We start from the raw sequence: 21,048 nt of genomic DNA on the forward strand, positions 1-21,048 counted from the left end.
ATGACCCCAGGCAAGAAGACCATCCAGCGTATCGGCGTCATCACGAGCGGCGGAGATGCCGGCGGCCTCAACGCCGTCATCAAGGGCGTCGGGCGCGAGGCGTTCCATCACGGGATCAAGGCCTTCATCGTTCCCAACGGCTACGCCGGGCTCTACAACCTCGTCGACATGGATCGGCTGGCCGAGCTTGACGCCGACCGCGTCAGCCGCATCACCGCGTCGCTGGCCGGCTCCGAGGCGGGCCACTCGCGTGTCAAGATCAGCAAGATCGACGACCCGGAGGCCTACAAGCGGATCCGCGACGGTCTCGCGAAGTTCGGGATCGACGCCCTCGTCATCAGCGGCGGCGACGACACGGGCAGCGTCGTGGTCGACCTGTCGCGGCAGGGGGTTCCCTGCATCCACGCCCCCAAGACGATGGACCTCGATCTGCAGACTTACAGTGTGGGTGGCGATTCCGCGGTCAACCGGATCGCCACGATGGTACGCGACCTCAAGACCACCGCGATGAGCCACAACCGGATCATGGTCGTCGAGGTATTCGGTCGCTACGTCGGTCATACCGCCTTCCTCGGCGGAGTGGGCGCCGAGGCCGACTGCATCCTGATCCCCGAGATCCCGGTCGACATGAATATCGTCTACGAGAACATCAAGCAGACCTACTTCGGCCGGATCGAGCGGAGCGACGTCAAGGCGGGCGCCTACATGATCGTCGTCGCCGAAGGGATCCGGGACGCGAACGGCGAGATGCTCTTCGACGAGACCGCCGCCCCCGATTCCTTCGGGCACAAGAAACTGGCCGGAGCCGGACGCTACGTTCGCCAGCAGATCGAGAAACGGCTCATGGGCGACAAGGCGGTCGTCCAGTTCATGAAGCGCACGGGGATGTTCGTCCCTGGGGTCTACGAGATTCCCGAGGTCCGCGACATCGTGCCGAGCCACCTCGTGCGGTCGGGCGCCACCTCGGCGTTCGACGTCAATTTTGGTTATCGCGCAGGCGCGGCGGCGGTCCTGCTGCTGATCAAGGGCGAGAGCGGCAAGACGGTCGTCAAGGTCGAGGGCAACCAGATCCATACCATGCCGACCGAGAAGGTGATCGTTCGCCGGGAAGTCAATCTCGACGAAGTCGCGCTCTTCGAGACCCTCGGCACCTGCTTCGGCCGCAACCCGCAGAAGGTAGACTATTCCGTGCTCGACGAAAGGCGGACCCCCGGGTTCCCGATCGGCTGACGGGCGCATCGGGGCAGGCAGATGAGCGGCAAGGGCGAATACGGGCACATGTCCGTCTTTCCGCGGATTCCCCGGATTGCGGCGGGCCTGGTCGTTTTGGTAGGCGGGGTGGTCCTCGCCGGTTGGTTTTTCGACCTCGACGCGCCAGGTCTTAACCCCGTGAATATGGTCCGGATGAAGGCGAACGCCGCTTTCGCCTTCATCTGTGCCGGCACCTCCCTGATCCTGACGGATCTCCGGAGCAAGAGGAAGACCGTGAGGATCGCCGGTCGGCTGTTAGCATGCGTGACGGCGCTGATCGGGATCCTGGTCCTGTTCGAATACGCGACCGGGATCGACCTGGGGATCGACCAGGCCCTGGTGCATGAAGCGCCCGGCGCGTTCGGAACCTCCAGCCCGGGCCGGATCGCCCCGAACGCGGCATTCAATTTCATGCTCCTGGGATGCGCCCTCCTGCTGCTCGAATTCCCGGCTTGGGGATGGGTCGTCTCTGTGATCTCCTTCGTCGCAGGGTCGGTGTCCGTGCTCGCGTTGATGGCCTACATGTACAACGCCGAGCCGTTGCCGGGCGTCCTGACCTATACCACCATCGCTTTTTACACCGCCGCCGCTTTCTTTATCCTCGCAGTGGGAGTCCTGTTCGCTTTGCGCAACCGGGGCGCCATGCGGCTCCTGGCTAGCCGCAGGCTGGGCGGCAAGATGGTGCGGCGTCTCCTTCCCATGACCGTCCTGGTGCCGCTCGCTCTCGGCTGGTTGCGGATGGCAGGGTATCGGGCGGGCTATTTCGGGGATGAATACGGGGTCGCCCTGATGGTCACCGGCACGATCGTGCTGCTGATCCTCATGGGCTGGAACAGCGCCGCCGCCGTCGAGCGGACCGATATCTCCCGGCTGCGGGCCGAGGAATCGCTGCGGACGCGCGCCGAGGAGCTGGCGCAGTCCAACGAGGAGCTCGAGCAGTTCGCCTACGTTGCCTCCCACGATCTCCAGGAACCGCTGCGGGCGATCTCGGGCTTCACCCAGATCCTCGCTCGCCGCTACCGGGGCAAGCTCGACGCCGAGGCGGACGAATTCATCGCCTACGTCGTCGAAGGCACGCTCCGGATGCAGACGCTGATCAACGATCTGCTGGATTATTCGCGAGCGGGCCGGATGAGCGGCGAGGTCCTTCCGACGGATTGTTCCGCGGCGCTGGACCAGGCGCTCGAAAACCTGAATGTCTCCATCGCCGAAAGCGGGGCCGAGATCCGCCGGGATCCGCTTCCCGTGGTGAGCGTCGACGAGAAGCAGCTGGTTCGCGTTTTCCAGAACCTGATCGGAAACGCCATCAAGTTTCGCGGCCCTGTCGCTCCCCGGATCCGCGTCCTTGCCGCCGGGGACGGGAAGGAATGGGTGTTGTCCGTGCAGGACAACGGTATCGGGATCGAGCCGAAATATTTCGAGCGGATCTTCCTGCTCTTCCAGCGCCTCCACCGGCGGGACGACTACTCCGGGACCGGGATCGGGCTTGCGATCTGCAAGAAGATTATTGAACGCCGAGGGGGACGGATCTGGGTGGAATCGGAATTTGGCCGCGGGACGACCTTCCACTTCTCGTTGCCGGCGGCGGAGCCGGAGCCAGAGACGGAGACGGAGCTGGAGAGGGAGCTGGAGACGGAGGGAACATGACGCACGACAACGGGGCAAGGCCGATCGAGATCCTTCTGGTCGAGGACAACCCGGGCGACGTGCGCCTGACCCGGGAAGCGCTCCGCGAGGGAAGGGTACTCCACCGGATGACCGTGGCAGCCGACGGGGTAGAGGCGCTGGAGATCCTTCACCGAACGGGGAAACACCGGGATACACCCAGGCCCGACATCATCTTCCTCGACCTCAACCTGCCCAAAAAGGATGGCCGCGAAGTGCTGGTCGAGCTCAAGGCCGATCCCGACCTGGCCGTCATCCCGGTGGTGATACTGACGACGTCGAATGCCGAGACGGATATCCTGCGGAGCTACCAGCTTCATGCGAACTGCTACGTCACCAAGCCGGTGGACCTGACCCGCTTCATCGAGGTCGTGAAAAGCATCGAGGAATTCTGGTTCGCCGTGGTCGTCCTGCCAAGGAGAGGAGCGAGGCCGCAACAATGATCGAATCCCGCATCCGCGTCCTGCTGATCGAGGATAATCCTGCAGACGCCCGGCTATTGCAGGAATCCATGGCCGACGCAACCGGGGCCGCGATCGTGATCGTGATCGCCGATTCGCTCCGGGAGGGCTTCGCGCGAATCGACGAGGGAGGGATCGACGCGATCCTTCTCGATCTCAACCTGCCAGACAGTCGCGGACTCGACAGCTTTCTGCAGGTGCGATCGCGTGTCCCCCGCCTTCCGGTCATCGTCATGACGGGATTCGACGACGAAAGACTGGCGGCAAGGACCATGCGGGAAGGGGCCCAGGACTATCTCGTCAAGGGGGCGCACGACGGCCACCTGATCGCGCGTTCCATTCGTTATTCGATCGAGCGGAAACGGATCGAGGAACAGCTCCGCGAAAGCGAGGACCGTTACAGGGCCCTGTTCGAAAACAGTCTCGATGCGATCCAGCTCGAGCGGGGAGACGGGACGGTGATTGCGGCCAACCCGCCTGCCTGCCTGCTCCTGGGCCGTTCCGAGGAGGAAATCTGCCGGAGCGGGACGGGGCTCAACGAGAACCGGGCGGATCCCGGATTCGCCATCTTCCTCGAAGAGAGGCGTCGCACGGGAAGAACCTTCGGAGAAACGGCGGTTACCCGGAAGGACGGAACGCGGATCCCGGTCGAGGTGTCTTCCACGACGTTCCACGACCGGGACGGGATCGAATGCACCGCTGTTTCCTTTCGGGACATTTCCGAGCGGAAACGGAGCACCGACGCCCTCGCCGCGAGCGAGGCGAAATACCGATCGCTGGTCGAGCAGCTTCCGGACGTCATCTATGTCGCACGGGATGACAATCCAGGCGCCCTGATTTACATCAGCCCCCAGATCGAGCCATTGCTGGGATATGCTCCCGAGGAGCTGATCTCCGATCCGACGCTTTGGGCGCAGTGCCTTCACCCCGAGGACAAGGACCGGATCCTGTCCGATCGGGGGAGCTTCACCGGGGAGGAAGAGGTTCGCCACCAGTACCGGATGTTTTCCCGGCAGGGCGCCGAGAAGTGGTTCCACGACAAGGCGAGGATCATCCGCGACACCGATGGGAAGCCGCTCTTCATTCAGGGCATCCTTACCGACATCACGCGACTCAAGGAGATCGAGCGCATCGCCCTCCTCCAGGAGAAGATGGCCTCGCTGGGGCACATGGCCGCCGGGATGGCCCATGAAATCCGAAATCCGCTTTCGGGCGTCAATATCTACCTGGGGACTGCCGGGCGGTTCATCGAGGATTCCGAAGGCATCGACGACGATTCGAAAGAGAAGCTCCTGAACATCATCGCGTCGGCGCTTGCGGCTTCGGCCAAGATCGAGGACGTCATGCGGCGGGTGATGAATTTCGCACGGCCGGGCGGGGTCCTGCTCCGGCGCACCCGGATCGACCAGGCCATTCGGGAAGCGGTTGAATTTTCCCTCCTCGGGTTCCGCCAGAACCGGGTCCGGATCGAGGTGTCGTTGCCGGAGACGCTGCCCGAGTGTTACGCCGACCTGCGCATCATCGAGCAGGTAGTCCTGAACCTCATCGTGAACGCGGCCCAGGCGATCGAGGGGCAGAACAAGCCGGGCATCGTCTCGGTGGTGGCTGTCTCCGAGGGGGACCACGTTGTTATCCGCGTGTCCGATTCCGGGCCCGGCGTCCCCGATCACCTCAAACAGAAGATCTTCGAGCCTTTTGTCACCACCAAGCCCACCGGCATGGGGATCGGACTGAGTTTCTGCAATCGCGTTATCGCAGAGCACGGGGGGTACATCGAGGTCGGCGACAGCCGCCTTGGAGGAGCGGAATTCATTACGCACATTCCGGTTGACGGGAGAAGGAGGGCAACGGGTTCATGATCTCCTATTCGGTCTACGTCGTCGACGACGAGGACAGCATCCGGTCCGGGCTGACCGCCGTTCTGAAGGGGAAATACCGCACAAGCGGTTTCCCGACGGCCGAGGACGCGCTGGCGGCCGCGAAAGAAGAGATTCCGGACCTGGTGCTTCTCGACCTGGGCCTGCCCGGGATGAGCGGGATCGACGCGCTTCGCGAGCTGAAATCGATCTCCCCCGATATCCAGGTGATAGTGATTACAGCATACGAGGACGTCCGCAGCGCGGTTTCCGCGATGAAATTCGGGGCGCACGATTACATCCTCAAGCCGCTCCAGATGGAGACGCTCGAGGTGAGCATCCGGAACGCGCTCGCCACGGTGCGCTTCAAGAAAGAGGTGGAGGCGCTTCAGGAATTAGCGCTCCGGGAGAACATGCCCGATTTCGTCGGGAAGAGCGACACGATCCAGGACGTGATGGAACTCGTCGGCACGCTGGCCAAGAGTTCGGACACACCTATCCTGATTCTTGGCGAGACGGGAACAGGCAAGGAGCTGATCGCGAGCGCGATCCATTACCGAAGCCCGAATTTCAACGGGCCGCTGATCAGCGTGAACTGCGCGGCCATTCCCAGGGACCTCGTCGAAAGCGAACTGTTCGGATACGAGCGGGGGGCATTTACGGGCGCGAGCGCGTCCGGCAAGACGGGCCTTGTCGAGAAGGCGGCGGGGGGTACGCTGTTCCTGGACGAGATCGGCGATCTGGGCATCGAGGCGCAATCGAAGCTGCTCCGATTCCTCGAGGAAGGGGTGTTCTACCGGGTCGGGGGAACGAAGAGCCACAAGGTGTCCACGCGGGTCGTCTCGGCCACCAACAAGAAGCTCGAGGAACTGATTGAAAAGGGGCTTTTCAGGGAGGACCTGTATTACCGGCTCGCGGTCGCCCGGATCGAGGTCCCGTCGCTGAACGAGCGGCCCGATGACATCCTCCCGATGGCGTGTCACTTCCTGCTCGAATTCAACCGGAAGTTCGGCAGAAACTTTACCGGTTTCACCCCGGATACCGAGGCGGCACTCAAGGCCTATCGATGGAAAGGGAATGTCCGCGAGCTGAAAAACATCGTCGAGCGAGGGACGCTGGTCGGCAAGGGGGCCGAGATCTCGATGCGAGACCTCTGCCTGAAGGAGATGGAATCGAAGGAGGCCGGCTGCGGCGGGGACGGAAACGGGATGGAATTGCCCGAGTTCCCCCCGGGAGGAATCGACCTGGACAATATCGTAAGTACGGTCGAGAAGCTTTACTTCGAAGAGGCGCTGCGGCGGACCGGCGGAAACGAGAGCCAGGCTGCGAAGCTGCTCAACCTCAACCACCACACCTTCCGCTACCGAAGGAAGAAGCTGCGTATCTAGAAGTTTCGAATAAACTCGAATTTACCTGATTAAAATTTATATTATTCGACACCCTCCATGCCTGACGCTGCGGGTCCCGCCTTCTTAACTTGTCGAAATGATTGCCATAAACCGGGCACGGCTGTTTGGTGCGACTCTTGCTAATAATTTTCGAAGGAGTCTTGCGCCATCCGGGGGGCAATCGATGGAACAAACAGAGGTCATCCTCAACTATTACGAAAAGATCTGTTCGCTGGCGACTTCATTCCTCGGGAACGCGGACGATGCCCGCAAGACGACGCTCGATGTCCTGTCGACCGCAACCGTGGTGGCCGAGCGTCGCGGCGCCGATTTTCCCGTTTCCGACTGGCTTTACCGCAACTGCATCCGGACCTGCCTCCGAAAAACCGGGGCGGCAGCCAGCGTTAAGCCGGTCGCGTTGGACGACTGCATGCCCGCTTTCTCGGCGGAGGGGAGGCATGCCATTCCGCTCGACGACTGGACCGGAACGGTCGAACGGATCCCCCTGTCGCTGGTCCGCAACACGATTCGGCGGTTCATCGGGGATCTTCCCGAAAAAAGCCGGGTGGCGGTCATCCTGGTCGATGTCGAGGGGCTGTCGGTCGCCGACGCCGGCCGAATCCTCGGTCTGCCCGTTCCGGCAGTGATTCTCCTTCTCCACAAGGCGCGCCTTTGTCTCCGTGAAAAGTTGGCGCGGTATACACGAGTGGATCATGAACCTGCTTGAATCCGTCGAACGATGGACGGACATCATCTGGACTCCCGAGTATTCGGTCGGGGTCCCGGTAATCGACCAGGAACACCAGGAGCTGTTCCGGCGCATCAATGATTTCGGAAGAGCGGCGATGGGGCAGGGCAACAAGGAAGCGGTCGGGTGGCTCCTGAACAATCTCGGGGGATACGTCATCGCCCACTTTGCAACAGAGGAGGGGTACATGGTCCGTCATGGCTATCCGGATCAGGCCGAGCACATGGCCGAGCACAACCGGATGATCGCCGAATTCACGAAGTTCCGCCGTGAATTCGATATTGCCGGCCCTCGCCTGTCCGTCATCAGCGGCAAGCAGGCCCAGGTCGCCGGTTGGCTCGAGCGCCATATCTGCCACGCCGACCGAGATCTCGGCGAATTCATCCTGCGGGTCACAATGTCCTCCTGAAGGTCAAGATCGAGACGGTCATCATCACGACCGTGAAGCACGCGAGAAACAGGATGTCCCCCGCGATCGTCGCAAGCCCGGCCCCCTTGAACATGATCGCCTTCAGGGCATCGACCGCGTAGGCCTCGGGGTTGACCCGCGCAAAGGCCCGGAGCCAGGGCGGGAAGCTCGCGATCGGATAGACCGAGCCGCTCGGGAAAAAGAGGATGACGTTCAGGAACCCGCTGATCACCCCGACGATCCGCGGATGTCCCGCCCTTCCCAAGATCACGAACATCAGGCTGAGCAGGCATAGCGTCGTGAGCACCACCACGACGAGGAGCGGGACGAATCCGTGCAGCCCTCGTGACAGCGGGATTCCTGTGATCGTCATGCTGACCACGCAGATGACCGAGGCGATCACCGTGGTGATCGAAAGCCCGCTGACGACCAGGCCGGTGACGATGTCGAACTTGGTCAGCGGGGTGAGCAGGTAGCTCTCGTCGATGCCGAGGAACCGGTCCATGACCAGATTGAAGACGCCGGTCGTCAACGTCCCAAGGAAAATCGCCATGATCATCACGCCCGGCACGAGCGACTGGTAGTAGTCCACCTTCGCGTACAGGTTGATGTCCCTCAGGATCACCGCGGTCCGGTCCTCCCGGATCGGTACATAATCTGAGCGGATCGACGACACCGAGGCGCCGACCAGCCCCCGGATCGTTTCCGAAGAGATGGGATCCGGGTTATCGAGAAAAAGCCCCACCTCGGGGCCGCCCTTGACCGACACCCGCTTGCTGAAATCGGAGGGGATGACGAGCGCGGCCTTGTATTTCCCGTCCCGGACGCCCTGCACGGCTTCCCCGGAGTCGCTGACCATGAGAAGCCGCAGCGTCCCCGGGCCTTCCTCGATGGCCCGAAGGTTTTCCATGACCCGCTTCGCCTGAGGCCCCGAGTCAAGGTCGACCACGGCGACGGGGAGGCCCACCAGCTTCCCCTGGAACGAATTCCCCAGGATCACTAGGTAGATGATCGGCATGAGGATGCTCATCGCAATCACGATCGGGTTGCGCTTGAATTTCTTGAGATCCCTTTCGATAACCGCGAGCAGCCGGATCATCTTCCGCTAAGCCTCGTCGGAAGGCCGGCGCCGATCAGGAAGTTGACCTTCCGCGCTTCCTCCTCACGAATCGATTTGCCGGTGTGGTGGATGAAGACGTCCTCGAGCGACTGCTCGTGGACCGTGGCCGACAGGATGGTGCCATCCGCGGCCCGGACGGCGTCGATCAGGAGCGGGAGGTTTTTTCCCCCGTTGTCCACGAAGATCCGGAGCGATTCCTCCTCGACGACCAGTTTGTGAACGAAAGGCAGCCTTTCGATCTCCGCGGACATTTCCGGGGAAATCGCGTCCACGGCCAGCGAGACGATGTCGCTTCCGGGAATCGCGGCTTTCAGCTCGGCGGGGCTGCCCATCGCGACGATCTTCCCCGAGTCGACGATCGCGACCCGCCCGCACAGCGACTCCGCCTCTTCCATATAGTGCGTCGTCAGGAAGATCGTGATGGAATCGCCCCCGGCCAGGTTCCGGAGGAATTCCCACACGACTCGCCTCGACTGGGGATCGAGCCCGATCGTCGGCTCATCGAGGAAAAGAAGGCGGGGGCGGTGGACGAGGACCCGCGCGATCTCGAGCCGACGGCGCATCCCGCCGGAGTAGGTCGCCACGAGGTCGTTCGCCCGCTGCGAGAGGCCGACCATCTCGAGGAGGGAGCGGATCCGCTCCTTGCGCTCCCGCGCATGGATGCCGTAGAAACGGCCGTAGAAGTCCATGTTTTCGAAGCCGGTCAGGTCGAGGTCGCTCGTCATCGCCTGGGGGACGACGCCGATGCGGTTGCGGACTTCGGCGGGGTCGGACGCCACGTCGACGCCCGAAACGATCGCTTTCCCGCGGGTGGGCTGGAGCAGCGTGGTGAGTATCCGGATAAGCGTCGTCTTACCGGCGCCGTTGGGTCCGAGAAAGCCGAAGAACTCGCCCTCGTCCACGTCGAAGCTGACGTCGTTGACGGCTGTGACCGAACCGAATGCCTTCGTCAGTCCGGAGACGATGATCGCTTTTCCATTCGGCATGGCTCGCGCCTTTCCCACCCGGCTATTCAGCGCGCCAGGGGAATCCGGACTTCCACGGTCATCCCGGGCTTGAGCGTCCCGGACGAGTCGTCGAAACGGACCTTCACCCGGAAGGTCTTGATGTCTTCACGCCCGCGGACCACGTCGCGCTGGGTGGCGAACTCCCCGAAGCGGCCGATCTCTGCGATGCTGCCGTCGAAGGTCTTTCCCCCCACGCCTTCCACCGTCACGAACGCCGGCCTACCGAGCGCGATCCGCCCGATCCGAGTCTCGTCGATGTCGACCCTGGCATACAGGCTGCCCAGGTCCACGATCGTCAAGATAGTGGCGCCGGGGCTGACCATCTCGCCCTTCTCGAGCGCCTTGAAGATGACCGTGCCCGAGACCGGCGCCTTGATCCCGGTGTCGGCCAGCTTCGACCGGTAGAAGGCCAGGTTCGCTTCGGTCTCCGCTAGCCCCGCCTTCGCGGATTCGAGCTGGTTTGCGGCCGCAACCTTCTGGCTGATCGCGATCTCCTTCCGGGTGCGAGCTGCGTTCAGCTTTTCCCGCGCCGAATCAAGAGAAGCCGCGTTCACGTCCGAGACGAGCGCCGCCTGGTCGAGCGTCTCCTGGGGGATGAAGCCCTCCGCCAGCAGCGACTTCCTGCGTTCGGTCTCTTGCCGCGTCTCTGCGAGCTGCGACTCCGCCTTGGCCTGGTCGGCGCGCGCGCTCCGGATGTCGGCCTCGGCGCCGACGATGTTCGACGCGGCGCTCTCGACCGCGGCGGACGCGACCCGAATGTCCGCCCGGGCCCGGGCGACTGCGGCGGCTGCCTGGGCTACGGATGCCTTCACGTCGTCGCTGTCGAGGGTGACCAGGAGCTGCCCCTCGCTGACGCGATCGCCCTCCCGGCAGCCGATCGATGCGATCTTCCCGGCGACCTTCGGAGCCAGGTTGACCTCGATGCCGTCGACGATCCCGGTGACTTTGAGGTCGGTCGGTTCCTTGCGGGAGAAATTGAGATAGAGGAGAAAGGCGACGAGGGCCGCCGCCAGGATTATCAGCGGAATCAAGAGCGGGCGGGATCTGAAAGCCATCAAGTATCCCCCAAAGCCGCGGCGATTACGTGCCTTCAGATATTATTGTGTCCCAAGCCGGTGAAACGTCAACATAAGGCCGCTCAGCCCCGTATTAACCGGTTGATGGCCGTATCCAGCGCCTGCAGGAATCGCGAGCGGTCGGCGCGCTCGAACGGTTTCGGCCCGCCGGTCTGGATTCCCGTCTGGCGCAAATGCTCCATGATCGCGCGCGACGCCAGCGCCGTCCCGATCGAATCTTCCGTAAAAGGGCGCCCGCTCGGCGAGACCACGGCGGCCCCCACCTTGAGACAGCGCGAGGCCAGCGGGATGTCGGCAGTCACCACGACGTCGCGTGACGTGACGTTCCCGGCGATCCAGTCGTCGGCGGCATCGAAGCCTGCCTCGACCTCGACCCGCTCGATCAGCGGATCGTCGGGGACGAAGAGGGGCATGTTGGCGACGACGATCACCTTCAGCCGAAAACGTCCGGCCACCCGGTAGACCTCGTCCTTCACGGGGCAGGCGTCGGCGTCGACGAAGACGCGGGGAGCGTCCGGCGGGGCGGGAGTTGGGGTCCGGCGGTGAGGGGTCATTTCGGGCCAATCTAGCACGAAGGGTTCGCCGTTGCATTCCGGCGCGGATTCCCCGATCCTGCAACAGGACGGCCGCTCGGAAAACGGGCCGTCGACGGAGGATTCCATGAGCGCCGCGCTCCTCGGCCGCAACGCGCCCTGCCCCTGCGGCAGCGGTCTCAAGTACAAGAAGTGCTGCTACGAAAAGGACCGCGCGGAGACGTCCAGGGCGCGGGACGAGCGCTCCGCAGTCGACATCGCGCTGGCCTACCTTTACGACGAATTCCCCGACGAGGTCGACGACGCGATCGACCACGGCTTTCTGGGCGGCCTCGAGGACGAGGAGTACGCGCGGCTGGAGCATCTGCCTCCCGAGGACCAGGCCGAGCTGGATATCAACATCGGCGAATGGCTGCTGGCGGATGCGGTGCTGCAGGTGGACGAGGAGTCGGTCTTCGCGCTCGACCTGGTGTTGGGCGAAGGCGGGCCGATGCTGCCGCCGCAGGGTCGGGACCGGCTGATCGCGGCGAGCGAGCGCCCCCTGAGCCTGTACGACGTGATCCGCGTTACAAAGGGCGAGGGGATCGAGCTGCAGGATTTGGTGTATCCGGCCGACCCGCCGGTCCGGGTGCGCGATGCGTCATTATCGGAAAGCGCCCAGCGAGGCGACATCTTCGGCGCCCGGATCGTCCGCCAAGGGGACGACTGGCTCCTCTCGGAAGCGTTCTACCCGATGCCGGAGGATTTCGCCCACGACTGCCTCAATGCGATCTTCCTCGAGCAGGAGGAAGCCGCGAAGGAGACCGCGGCCCGGCCGACGGACCCGGAATCGGACGCGTCCCGCGAGATCCCCGGCCCGATCATCATCGATTACTGGCTGCTGGGGCTGGCGGAGGAGTAGGAACCCTTTTCCTGTAAACTGCTGCCTCGAACCGGATGACATTATCCTGCAGCGGGTATATAGTCCGGCGTCATAAGCAGGCATTCGTACAACCGGCCGCATCGGTTCCTGCACATTTCCCTTCGAAAGGAAGACCGATGCGCCTCAGTTCCATTCCACCGTACAAATTTGTCCCCACCATTCTCTTGTTGTCCCTGCTCCTGATCTTTACGAGCGCCTCTCATGCCGGCACCACCATCACGCAGACGCTTTCCGGACCCGAGCGGTTCAATTGCTCCAGCGGCACATCGACCCGGACGTTTTCCTGCCCGGCCACGCAGGGGGCGTTCACGATGAACGTCGTCAACGGCAACGGCAACGGGGCATCCACGATCTCGTCGGCGATCATCACGATCAACGGAACCACGGTCGTCAGCAGCAAAGACCTGAATGCCAACGTCAAGCAGATCAGCAAGAATGTGACCAATCTTGTGAAGGGCAACAACACGCTGACGGTCCAGACCAAGACCTGCGGCGCCGGCAGCTATCTCACGGTCACGATCACCGGCGTCTACACGCTTGAGGTCAAGATCACCTCGCCGGTCGCCGGTGCGCAGATCGTTTCGCGCAGCACGGCGGTTTCGGGAACGTACGCAGCGTATTCGGGCGCCAGTTTCACGATCAAGGTCAACAATGTGAGCGCCAACGCTTCGGGCGGCACGTTCAGCGCGGCAAGCGTTCCTCTTGCTGGTGGGAGCAACGTGCTCAATGCCGTCCTCACCACGTCCGACGGACTGTCCGACTCGGACAACGTGACGATCAACTCGAACCTGCCGCCGGTTGCCGAGGCAGGCCCCAACATGAATGTCCGGATATTCGACAACGTGATGCTCGACGGGCGCACGAGTTCCGACCCGGAAGGCGCGTTGATCACCTATCGGTGGTCGCTGGCCGCAAAGCCGCAAGGCAGCGCCTCGATCATGAACAACAACACTTCAGTCACGCCGTTTTTCATGCCCGACCTGCAAGGGACCTACATTCCGCAACTGATCGTGAACGACGGGTTCCAGGACAGTGTTCCCGACAACCTTGCCGTGACCGCGGTCCGGCCCAATCCGGCACCGACAGCGAACGCGGGCGCAGACCAGAGTGTCATCACCGGGAGTCAGGTCAACCTCGACGGAACGCTCAGTTTCGATCCCGACGGCGATCCGATTTCCTACACGTGGCGTTTCTTGTCGCGTCCCCCGGCCAGCGTCGCGGCGTTGAGCAATCCGAATGACAATGTATCGTCGTTCATCGCGGACAAGGACGGCCAGTACCTGCTCGAACTGATCGTGAACGACGGCCAGGCGAATTCGCTTCCGGACAATGTTGCGATCGTCTCCTCGACGCCGAACGCGCCGCCTGTGGCGTTTGCGGGGCAGGACCAGACCATCTCAAGGGGAAGCATGATCCACCTGGACGGCACCGGTTCCTACGATCCGGAAAACCAACCGCTCATTTATGCCTGGAGCATCGTGTCGCTACCGACCGGAAGCACCAGCCTGCTGGATAATGTGGCGTCGCCCACCCCGGCGCTGCCGGCCGACAAGTTGGGCGACTACGTCGTCCGACTCACGGTCAATGACGGAGCGCTCGATTCGGCGCCCGACACTGTGATCGCCACGGCGCTCAACGATGCACCACTCGCGGTTGCCTCGGCTTCGGCCTCGAATGTGACGGTCGGTACGGCGGTCACGCTCGACGGATCCGCAAGCCACGATCCCAACGACGACCCGATTTCTTATGCATGGAGTGTCGTGTCGGCGCCGGTCGGAAGTACGGCGAATGTTGTAAATATCACATCCGCCGTTGCCTTCTTTTCTCCCGACAAGGCCGGCAGTTACACGATCAACCTGGTCGTGAACGACGGCCTCGCCAGCAGCCTGCCATCTTCGGTCGGGATCACCGCCTACATTCCGACCGTGTCCGTTCCCGACGTCGGCGGGTTGCCGCAGGCAAATGCCCAGACTGCGATTGTCAACGCCGGATTAATCGCGGGAATCGTCACGAATGCAAACAGCGACAACGTGACCGCGGGCAACGTGATCGGCCAGTCGCCGGTTGCCGGCTCGATCGTCCCGCAGGGATCGGGCGTCAACCTGACCGTCTCGTCCGGGCCACTGATGGCGGTTGTCCCGACGGTGACAGGCTTGAGCCAAGCTGCGGCGCAATCGGCGATCGTCGCGGCTGATCTTTCTGTCGGAAGCGTGACGACTGCCAACAGCAGCACGGTCGCGGCAGGTAACGTATTAAGCCAGATGCCGGATCCGGGAACCAGCGTAATTCACGGGACGGCCGTGAATCTCGTTATCTCGCTGGGGCCTAGGATGGTCAGCGTGCCGGTCCTGCTCGGGATGATCCAGGCCGAATACCAGAGCGCCCTGGCAAGTGCACCATTGTCGTTGGGAACGATCTCCAACGCTCATTCCGATACGGTTGCTCTGGGTCGGGTGATCTCCCAGAATCCCAAGAGCGGAACCTCGATTCTGCAGGACTCTCCGATCGCATTGGTTCTTTCGCAAGGTCCCGAACCTGTGGTGATCCCCCCTGATCCATTGACGGTTATTTCTCCGATCGATCCGACTGTTGCTACGAGTACGTTCGAAACTACCCGATTTCTGTATACCGGCAGCAATCCCATCCAGACCGGTGTGTTGCCCGAGACGATCAATATCCATCGTGCAGCTGTTCTTCGAGGCAAAGTAAAGACGCGCGATGATGTTCCGCTTTCGGGGGTGAAAGTAACCTTGCTGAACCACACCGAGTTCGGTCAGACGTTCACCCGGAACGATGGGATGTTCGATCTGGCGGTCAATGGGGGCGGGCTACTGATTGTGAACTACACCAAACCCAACTATCTGCCGGTCCAACGGCAGATTACTCCCGGCTGGCAGGATTATTCCACACTCCCGGACATTGTAATGGTTTCACTGGACAACCAGGTTACGGTTGTGGACGCCGCATCCCCGGCGGCCATACAGGTGGTGCGCGGGAGCGTGACATCTGATTCCAGCGGGACACGTCAATCGACGCTTTTCTTCTCCAATGGAACACAGCCCAGCATCGTTTTCCCGGACAACAGCAGCCGCCTCCTTCCCACGATCAACGTCCGCGCGACGGAGTACACCATCGGCGACAACGGCCCCTCCGCAATGCCTGCAGACCTGCCCGCTACCACCGGTTACACCTATTGCGTGGAGCTGTCAGCAGACGAAGCGGTAGTTGCGGGGGCTACGGAAGTCCGGTTTGATAAGCCCGTCTATTATTACCTGGAAAATTTCCGCGGGTTTTCTGTCGGCACTGCTGTTCCAAACGGTTATTACGATCGCAATCGGGGGATGTGGATTCCCGATTCAGATGGGCGAGTCGTCAAGATTCTGGGAATCACGAACGGCATGGCCGACCTGGATACGGACGGGAACAGCGTCGTCGACAACGCTGCGACACTGGCGGCTCTGGAAATCACCGATGCCGAGCGAACTCAGCTTGCTTCTTTGTATTCCTCCGGGACGATCCTTTGGCGGGTTCCCATCACACATTTTTCACCTCATGATTTCAACTGGATGCTTGTACCCGTTGCCGGGGCAACTCCCCCGTCTGTGACACCTCCGGTTACGTCCCTCCCGATTTCAGGTTGCACGGCGAATGGATCGATCATCGAGTGTCAGAACCAGGTATTGGGAGAACAGGTGGGAATTACGGGTTCTCCTTTCAGCCTGAACTATCGAAGCGACCGTAGTAGGGGCCGAAAAGACAGATATACCCTTCGAATTGCGTTAAGCGGCGCCACTGTGCCGTCGGTTCTTCGACGAATAGACCTCCAAGTGTATGTGGGCGGCAAACGGTTTGTCCAAAGTTTCCCGAATATTCCGAATCAGATCTTTGAATTTATTTGGGACGGAATGGATGCTTATGGGCGAAAGATGCAGGGGAGCCAGCCGGTCACGGTTCGTCTCGGGAATGTCTATCCGGCTTTATATGTCCAGGTCGGGGCCGGTACTGCAATGACAAGAAGCTTCATGCAAGCCGGAGGGGGAAGTCTCACGACCAACTCGGGCGCGATGGAAGCAACGCTTTGGCAAACATTCACGGATTCGATCGGCACTTTTTCAACCCAGGCCGGGTTGGGAGGATGGACGCTCTCGGTCAACCATGCTTACGATCCGGTAGGGAGAGTTCTCTACCCCGGCAATGGTTTGTTTCGCTCGGTGACCGATACGAAAAAGGTGATTACGACCATTGCCGGAAGCGGGCAGTCCGGATTGGACCCAGGCCCGATCAAGGCAACCCAGGGCAAACTGTTGAATCCCTACGACGTGGCCGTTGCTCCGGACGGCACCATCTACATCGCCGATCTATCCAACAACCGAATCCGGCGTGTCGGGACTGATGGAATCATGACGACTTTCGCAGGGAGGGACTTTTACCCCTGGGGGTCGGGTCCGGATAACGTATTAGCCACTCAGTCCGGAATAGGGTCCCCCTCGGGTGTTGCGATTGGACCCGATGGCAGCGTTTATATATCGGATTCCTCCGCTAGCGCTATCCGACGTGTCGGACCGGATAACATCATCCGGACCGTGGCAGGCACTGGCATGAATCCAAATCTAAGGCAAAATACCAGTTCTGGAATCGGAGACGGGGGGTTGGCGACCCATGCTTCCCTGAATATGCCGTTTGGCTTGGCTGTGGCGGCGGACGGCACGCTTTATTTTGCGGATTATGGAGACAATCGGATTCGTCGGATTGGAACCGACGGGATCATCAACACTGTGGCGGGAACAGGATATTGGTGCGACATGTGTGCCCTGCGCGATGGAGGACAGGCGCGGAACGCGGTTGTTCCAGGGCCAAATTCTATCGCGATCGACAGGTCCGGCAACCTGTATATCGCTCACTACAAAGGGGTTCGAAAAGTAACTCCGGGCGGTGTCATTTCCTCGCTCGCCATAAGCGGCCAAACGGTCTTCAATGGGGACGGATTGTCGAGTACACAACCGCTAATGAATCCCTATGGAATCGCGGTTCAGACTGAAGGAGTAGTTTATTTTAGTGATCTCCAAAACAACCGGGTGCGTCGGATTGATTCGAGCGGGGTTGTGACCTCGTTGGCGGGAATCGCGAATAATGGCAGTATCTCAGGGGGCTATTCCGGAGATGGAGGGTTGCCGAGCCAAGCGAATTTTAATATGCCCAGAGGGATCGCTTTCGGACCGGACGGTAGTCTTTTCATTGCCGATCAATATAACTATCGAATCCGGAAGATATCGACCTCCGCTTCGGATTTATCCGTGGACGATATTCGGATCGCTTCCGAGGACGGAAGTGAACTGTATATATTCAACGGCTCAGGAAAGCATATGCGCACGCTGGATGCCCTGACCGGTGCGGTCCGATACCGGTTTGGATACGACGATACGCATGGGTACCTTACAACGGTAACCGACTTCGACAACAACGTTACCACTGTCGAACGCGACCTTTCCGGGAACCCCCAAGCCATCCGCGCGCCAGGAGGACAGCGCACATCCTTTACCCTGGATTCGAACGACTATCTGGCCTCTATTTCCACCCCGGCAGGAAACACCTCCCATTTTGTCTTTTCCAACGATGGTCTGTTGAACGAATATCGCGATGAAAACGATTTTCGGCATTTATTCCACTACGATCCGATGGGGCGTCTCGACCGGGACGACGACCCGGAAGGTGGATTTACGAAGCTGGACCGGCTCGATGGATCGGGAAATTTCCTCGTGAAGGGGAATACGGCTGAGGGACGAATAACAAATTATCTGGTTGAGAATTATTCTACCGGGGCATCGAAGTGGACCAACACGTTTCCAACCGGGGCAATTTCTTTGACGGTAATGGGTACGGATGGGAAAACGACCATCACCTCATCCGACAATACGATTTCGGAAATCACGAAGGGGCCCGATCCGCGGTGGAGTATGGAATCTCCGATTCCGGCCAAGGTCTCGGTGATGACTCCCGGGGGGCTGGTTGCCACAACGACTCTAGGCAGATCCGTTTCCTTGAGTAACTCGTCGGACCCGATGAGCCTGATCAGCCAGACCGATACCCTTACGGTCAACGGCAAGACTGCCACGCAGATCTACAACGCGTCGACGAAGAAATTCACCATGACAACATATGCGGGCCGTCAAAGCGTTGCAGGGATCGACAATGCCGGGCGGCCGACTGTGGTCAACATCGCTTCGACCGTGGACAACGTCCTATTCCGGTACGACCGGAAGGGCCGGCTCGATAATGTTGTTCAGGGGGCGTCCACGTGGAAGGCCGATTACGATGGCATGAACCGGCTCACCGCGATGACCGATCCCGACCGGAACTCGGTGATGTACGGTTACGACAATGCCGACCGGGTGGCGAGCGTCACGCTGCCCTCCGGGCGGTCGTACGGGTTCGGGTATGACCCGGCGGGCAACACGATCTCGATCAGGATGCCGAACGGCGCGGTCCACGGCCTCGGCTACACCCGAATCAACCTGGACAACGCCTACACTCCGCCCGGCAATCCGTCTTACGGCACGAAATACAACGCCGACCGGGAATGGGTGAGAACGACGCTCCCCAGTGGCCGCGCGATCGACGGCGGATACGACAACGGCGGGAGAATCCGCAGCACGGTCTATCCGGAAGCCTCGATCGCCTTCGGCTATACCGACAACACTGACCGGGTGATGACGTTCTTGCGGACGTCGGCGGCCGACAACGCGACGCAGACGATGTCGTTCTCGTACGACGGGTTCCTGACGACGCGGATCGCGTCCAGCGGCCAAAGTACCGGCGAATATCGCTACGCCTACAACAACGACTTCGCGGTCAGCTCGTTCGCACTCGACAACGTCTGGACCTCGCTTGCCCGCGACAACGACGGGTTGCTCACGCAGTACGGGCGGTACACGATCGGCCGGGCCGGCCCGGCGGGCGCCCCGTCTTCGCTGACCGACAACACGCTCAGCGTGGGATATTCCTACGATAACTTCGGGCGGCTCGCGACGCGGACGCACACGGTTGCCGGCCAGCAGCGCTATCAAATCACGCTGGGCTACGACAACGTTGGCCGGATCTCCCGGAAGACGGAAATCGTGGCGGGCGCCTCGCATGTCTTCGATTTTGGATACGACCTCGACGGACAGTTGACCGACGTTTTCAAGGACGGCTCGCTGGCCGAGCACTACGGGTTCGACAACAACAGCAACCGGACGAGCACGCTGGCCGCGAGCGCGACCTACGACGCGCAGGACCGGCTCATCCAGCAGGGCGGCGTCAGTTACACGTTCGACGTCGACGGCTACCTGACGAACCGGGGCGCCGACACGTTCAGCTACAGCGCCCGCGGGGAGCTGCTGAGCACCACGGCGGGCGGACAGACGGTCACGTATCAATACGACGCGATGGCCCGCCGGGTGGCCCGCACGGCCGCTGGGGCGACGACGCAATATTTGTACGGGAATCCAGGTCAGCCGTTCCAGCTGACGGCCAGCCGCGCTCCGGACAACACGCTGACAACCTACTTCTACGAGACGAGCGGCAATCTGTTCGCGTTCGAGCGTGGCGGCCAGCGGTACTACGTGGCGACCGACCAACTCGGGACGCCGAAGGTGGTGACGGACAACGCGGGGAACGTCATCAAGCAGGCGGAGTACGACGCTTGGGGCGTGAAGATCAGTGACACGAACCCGGCGCTCGACCTGCCGGTAGGGTTCGCCGGCGGGATCCCGGAGGGGGCAACGGGCTTGGTCCGGTTCGGGTTCAGGGATTACGAGCCGGCAACCGCCCGGTGGACGGCTCGCGATCCCATCCTGTTCGAGGGCGGGCAGGGGAATTTGTATGGTTATGTCGATGGAGATCCAGTTTCTCTCATTGACCCATCTGGTCTTTTTGTGATCGGAAGATATGATCAACGAACAGGTGAATTACATTTGTCTGATTTTGAAAACGGCCGATCTGTTTCTGGGAAATTTTTCTCCGGTGGCCCAAGAGGAGCTCCAGTGCCGAATGGATATTACGATATATTATTCCATGGAGGAAAAGGGAAAGAAGATTTTTATCGACTAGAGTCTGTTGATAGAATATATGGAGATGACACTCATAACAGGACTGGCAGAACATTATTGCGATTACACCGGCCAGGAGGTAGCGCCGGATGTGTAACTTCTAGCGATAATACGTGGAGGGAATGGAGGAGCATTAAATCATTTATCGATAGTACACTTACTGATTCTGTTAAGGTTCGGACAAAATCAAGAAATCCATTTATATCAACGGATACCCTTACCAGATATGGACGGATCCGAGTTGTTGGGTCTAATTGAGGGTAAAGAGATGAAACTGCATAAAAGGAATGTGACCTTGGTATTGGCATGTATTCTGTTACTCGTTTCTTTGTATCAATTATGGTGTGTGTCCGTTACATGGTTTGAGGCAATAAGATTCGCATTTAAGCATGCGCAGAAAGGAGAGAAATGGTATATTTTTAACGTGGAAACGCTACTGTTTGGAGTAGCGTCACTGGTTGTAGTTATAGTTTCAATTTCCTTGATAATGAGGTCAAGTGCTTGCAATCATTATTTGCTATGCAG

Annotated in this window: 13 protein-coding genes; 9 read left to right on the forward strand and 4 right to left on the reverse strand. The window is 60.8% G+C overall.

The annotated features are described in order from the left end of the window. From VGK27_14095 to VGK27_14125, 7 genes are all read left to right on the forward strand, one after another. Positions 1 to 1,230 carry a 6-phosphofructokinase gene (locus VGK27_14095; GenBank protein ID HEY3491235.1) on the forward strand — a complete coding sequence of 410 codons (1,230 nt, stop codon included), beginning with the start codon at positions 1 to 3 and terminating at the stop codon, positions 1,228 to 1,230. 21 nt (positions 1,231 to 1,251) lie between these two features. Continuing rightward, positions 1,252 to 2,898, forward strand: coding sequence for an ATP-binding protein (locus VGK27_14100; protein HEY3491236.1), 1,647 nt, complete (start codon positions 1,252 to 1,254; stop codon positions 2,896 to 2,898). Next, entirely contained in the window at positions 2,895 to 3,359 is a 465-nt protein-coding gene (locus tag VGK27_14105; protein ID HEY3491237.1) for a response regulator, read from the forward strand. Before VGK27_14100 ends, VGK27_14105 begins: the two co-directional genes overlap by 4 nt. Then, positions 3,356 to 5,236, forward strand: a complete 1,881-nt coding sequence (locus tag VGK27_14110; protein ID HEY3491238.1) for a PAS domain S-box protein — start codon at positions 3,356 to 3,358, stop codon at positions 5,234 to 5,236. Before VGK27_14105 ends, VGK27_14110 begins: the two co-directional genes overlap by 4 nt. Further along, positions 5,233 to 6,621: a sigma-54 dependent transcriptional regulator gene (locus VGK27_14115; protein HEY3491239.1), complete on the forward strand. Its 1,389-nt coding sequence runs from the start codon at positions 5,233 to 5,235 to the stop codon at positions 6,619 to 6,621. The genes VGK27_14110 and VGK27_14115 overlap by 4 nt, the downstream gene beginning before the upstream one ends. Before the next feature lie 184 nt (positions 6,622 to 6,805). Further along, positions 6,806 to 7,348 (forward strand): RNA polymerase sigma factor, encoded by a 543-nt coding sequence (locus tag VGK27_14120; protein HEY3491240.1) that lies wholly within the window; start codon positions 6,806 to 6,808, stop codon positions 7,346 to 7,348. Continuing rightward, positions 7,335 to 7,778, forward strand: a complete 444-nt coding sequence (locus tag VGK27_14125) for a bacteriohemerythrin (GenBank protein HEY3491241.1) — start codon at positions 7,335 to 7,337, stop codon at positions 7,776 to 7,778. The genes VGK27_14120 and VGK27_14125 overlap by 14 nt, the downstream gene beginning before the upstream one ends. On the opposite strand, the gene VGK27_14130 is transcribed toward VGK27_14125, so the two are convergent. From VGK27_14130 to VGK27_14145, 4 genes are all read right to left on the reverse strand, one after another. Next, a complete protein-coding gene (locus VGK27_14130) occupies positions 7,762 to 8,877 on the reverse strand; it encodes an ABC transporter permease (GenBank protein HEY3491242.1) in 1,116 nt (371 codons plus the stop codon). The two genes, VGK27_14125 and VGK27_14130, sit on opposite strands and share 17 nt — an antisense overlap. Continuing rightward, a complete protein-coding gene (locus VGK27_14135) occupies positions 8,874 to 9,884 on the reverse strand; it encodes an ATP-binding cassette domain-containing protein (GenBank protein HEY3491243.1) in 1,011 nt (336 codons plus the stop codon). The genes VGK27_14130 and VGK27_14135 overlap by 4 nt, the downstream gene beginning before the upstream one ends. Positions 9,885 to 9,910: 26 nt before the next feature. Next, positions 9,911 to 10,960 carry an efflux RND transporter periplasmic adaptor subunit gene (locus tag VGK27_14140; protein ID HEY3491244.1) on the reverse strand — a complete coding sequence of 350 codons (1,050 nt, stop codon included), beginning with the start codon at positions 10,958 to 10,960 and terminating at the stop codon, positions 9,911 to 9,913. An 83-nt stretch (positions 10,961 to 11,043) separates the two neighbouring features. Beyond that, positions 11,044 to 11,643 carry a YaiI/YqxD family protein gene (locus VGK27_14145; GenBank protein ID HEY3491245.1) on the reverse strand — a complete coding sequence of 200 codons (600 nt, stop codon included), beginning with the start codon at positions 11,641 to 11,643 and terminating at the stop codon, positions 11,044 to 11,046. Between VGK27_14145 and VGK27_14150 the strand changes: the two genes are divergently transcribed. Beyond that, positions 11,642 to 12,415, forward strand: a complete 774-nt coding sequence (locus VGK27_14150; protein HEY3491246.1) for an SEC-C domain-containing protein — start codon at positions 11,642 to 11,644, stop codon at positions 12,413 to 12,415. The two genes, VGK27_14145 and VGK27_14150, sit on opposite strands and share 2 nt — an antisense overlap. Positions 12,416 to 12,552: 137 nt before the next feature. Then, positions 12,553 to 20,781, forward strand: coding sequence for a PASTA domain-containing protein (locus tag VGK27_14155; GenBank protein HEY3491247.1), 8,229 nt, complete (start codon positions 12,553 to 12,555; stop codon positions 20,779 to 20,781). Positions 20,782 to 21,048 lie beyond the last annotated feature (267 nt).

Source organism: Candidatus Deferrimicrobiaceae bacterium (assembly GCA_036504035.1).
Classification (GTDB): domain Bacteria; phylum Desulfobacterota; class Deferrimicrobia; order Deferrimicrobiales; family Deferrimicrobiaceae; genus JANXPS01.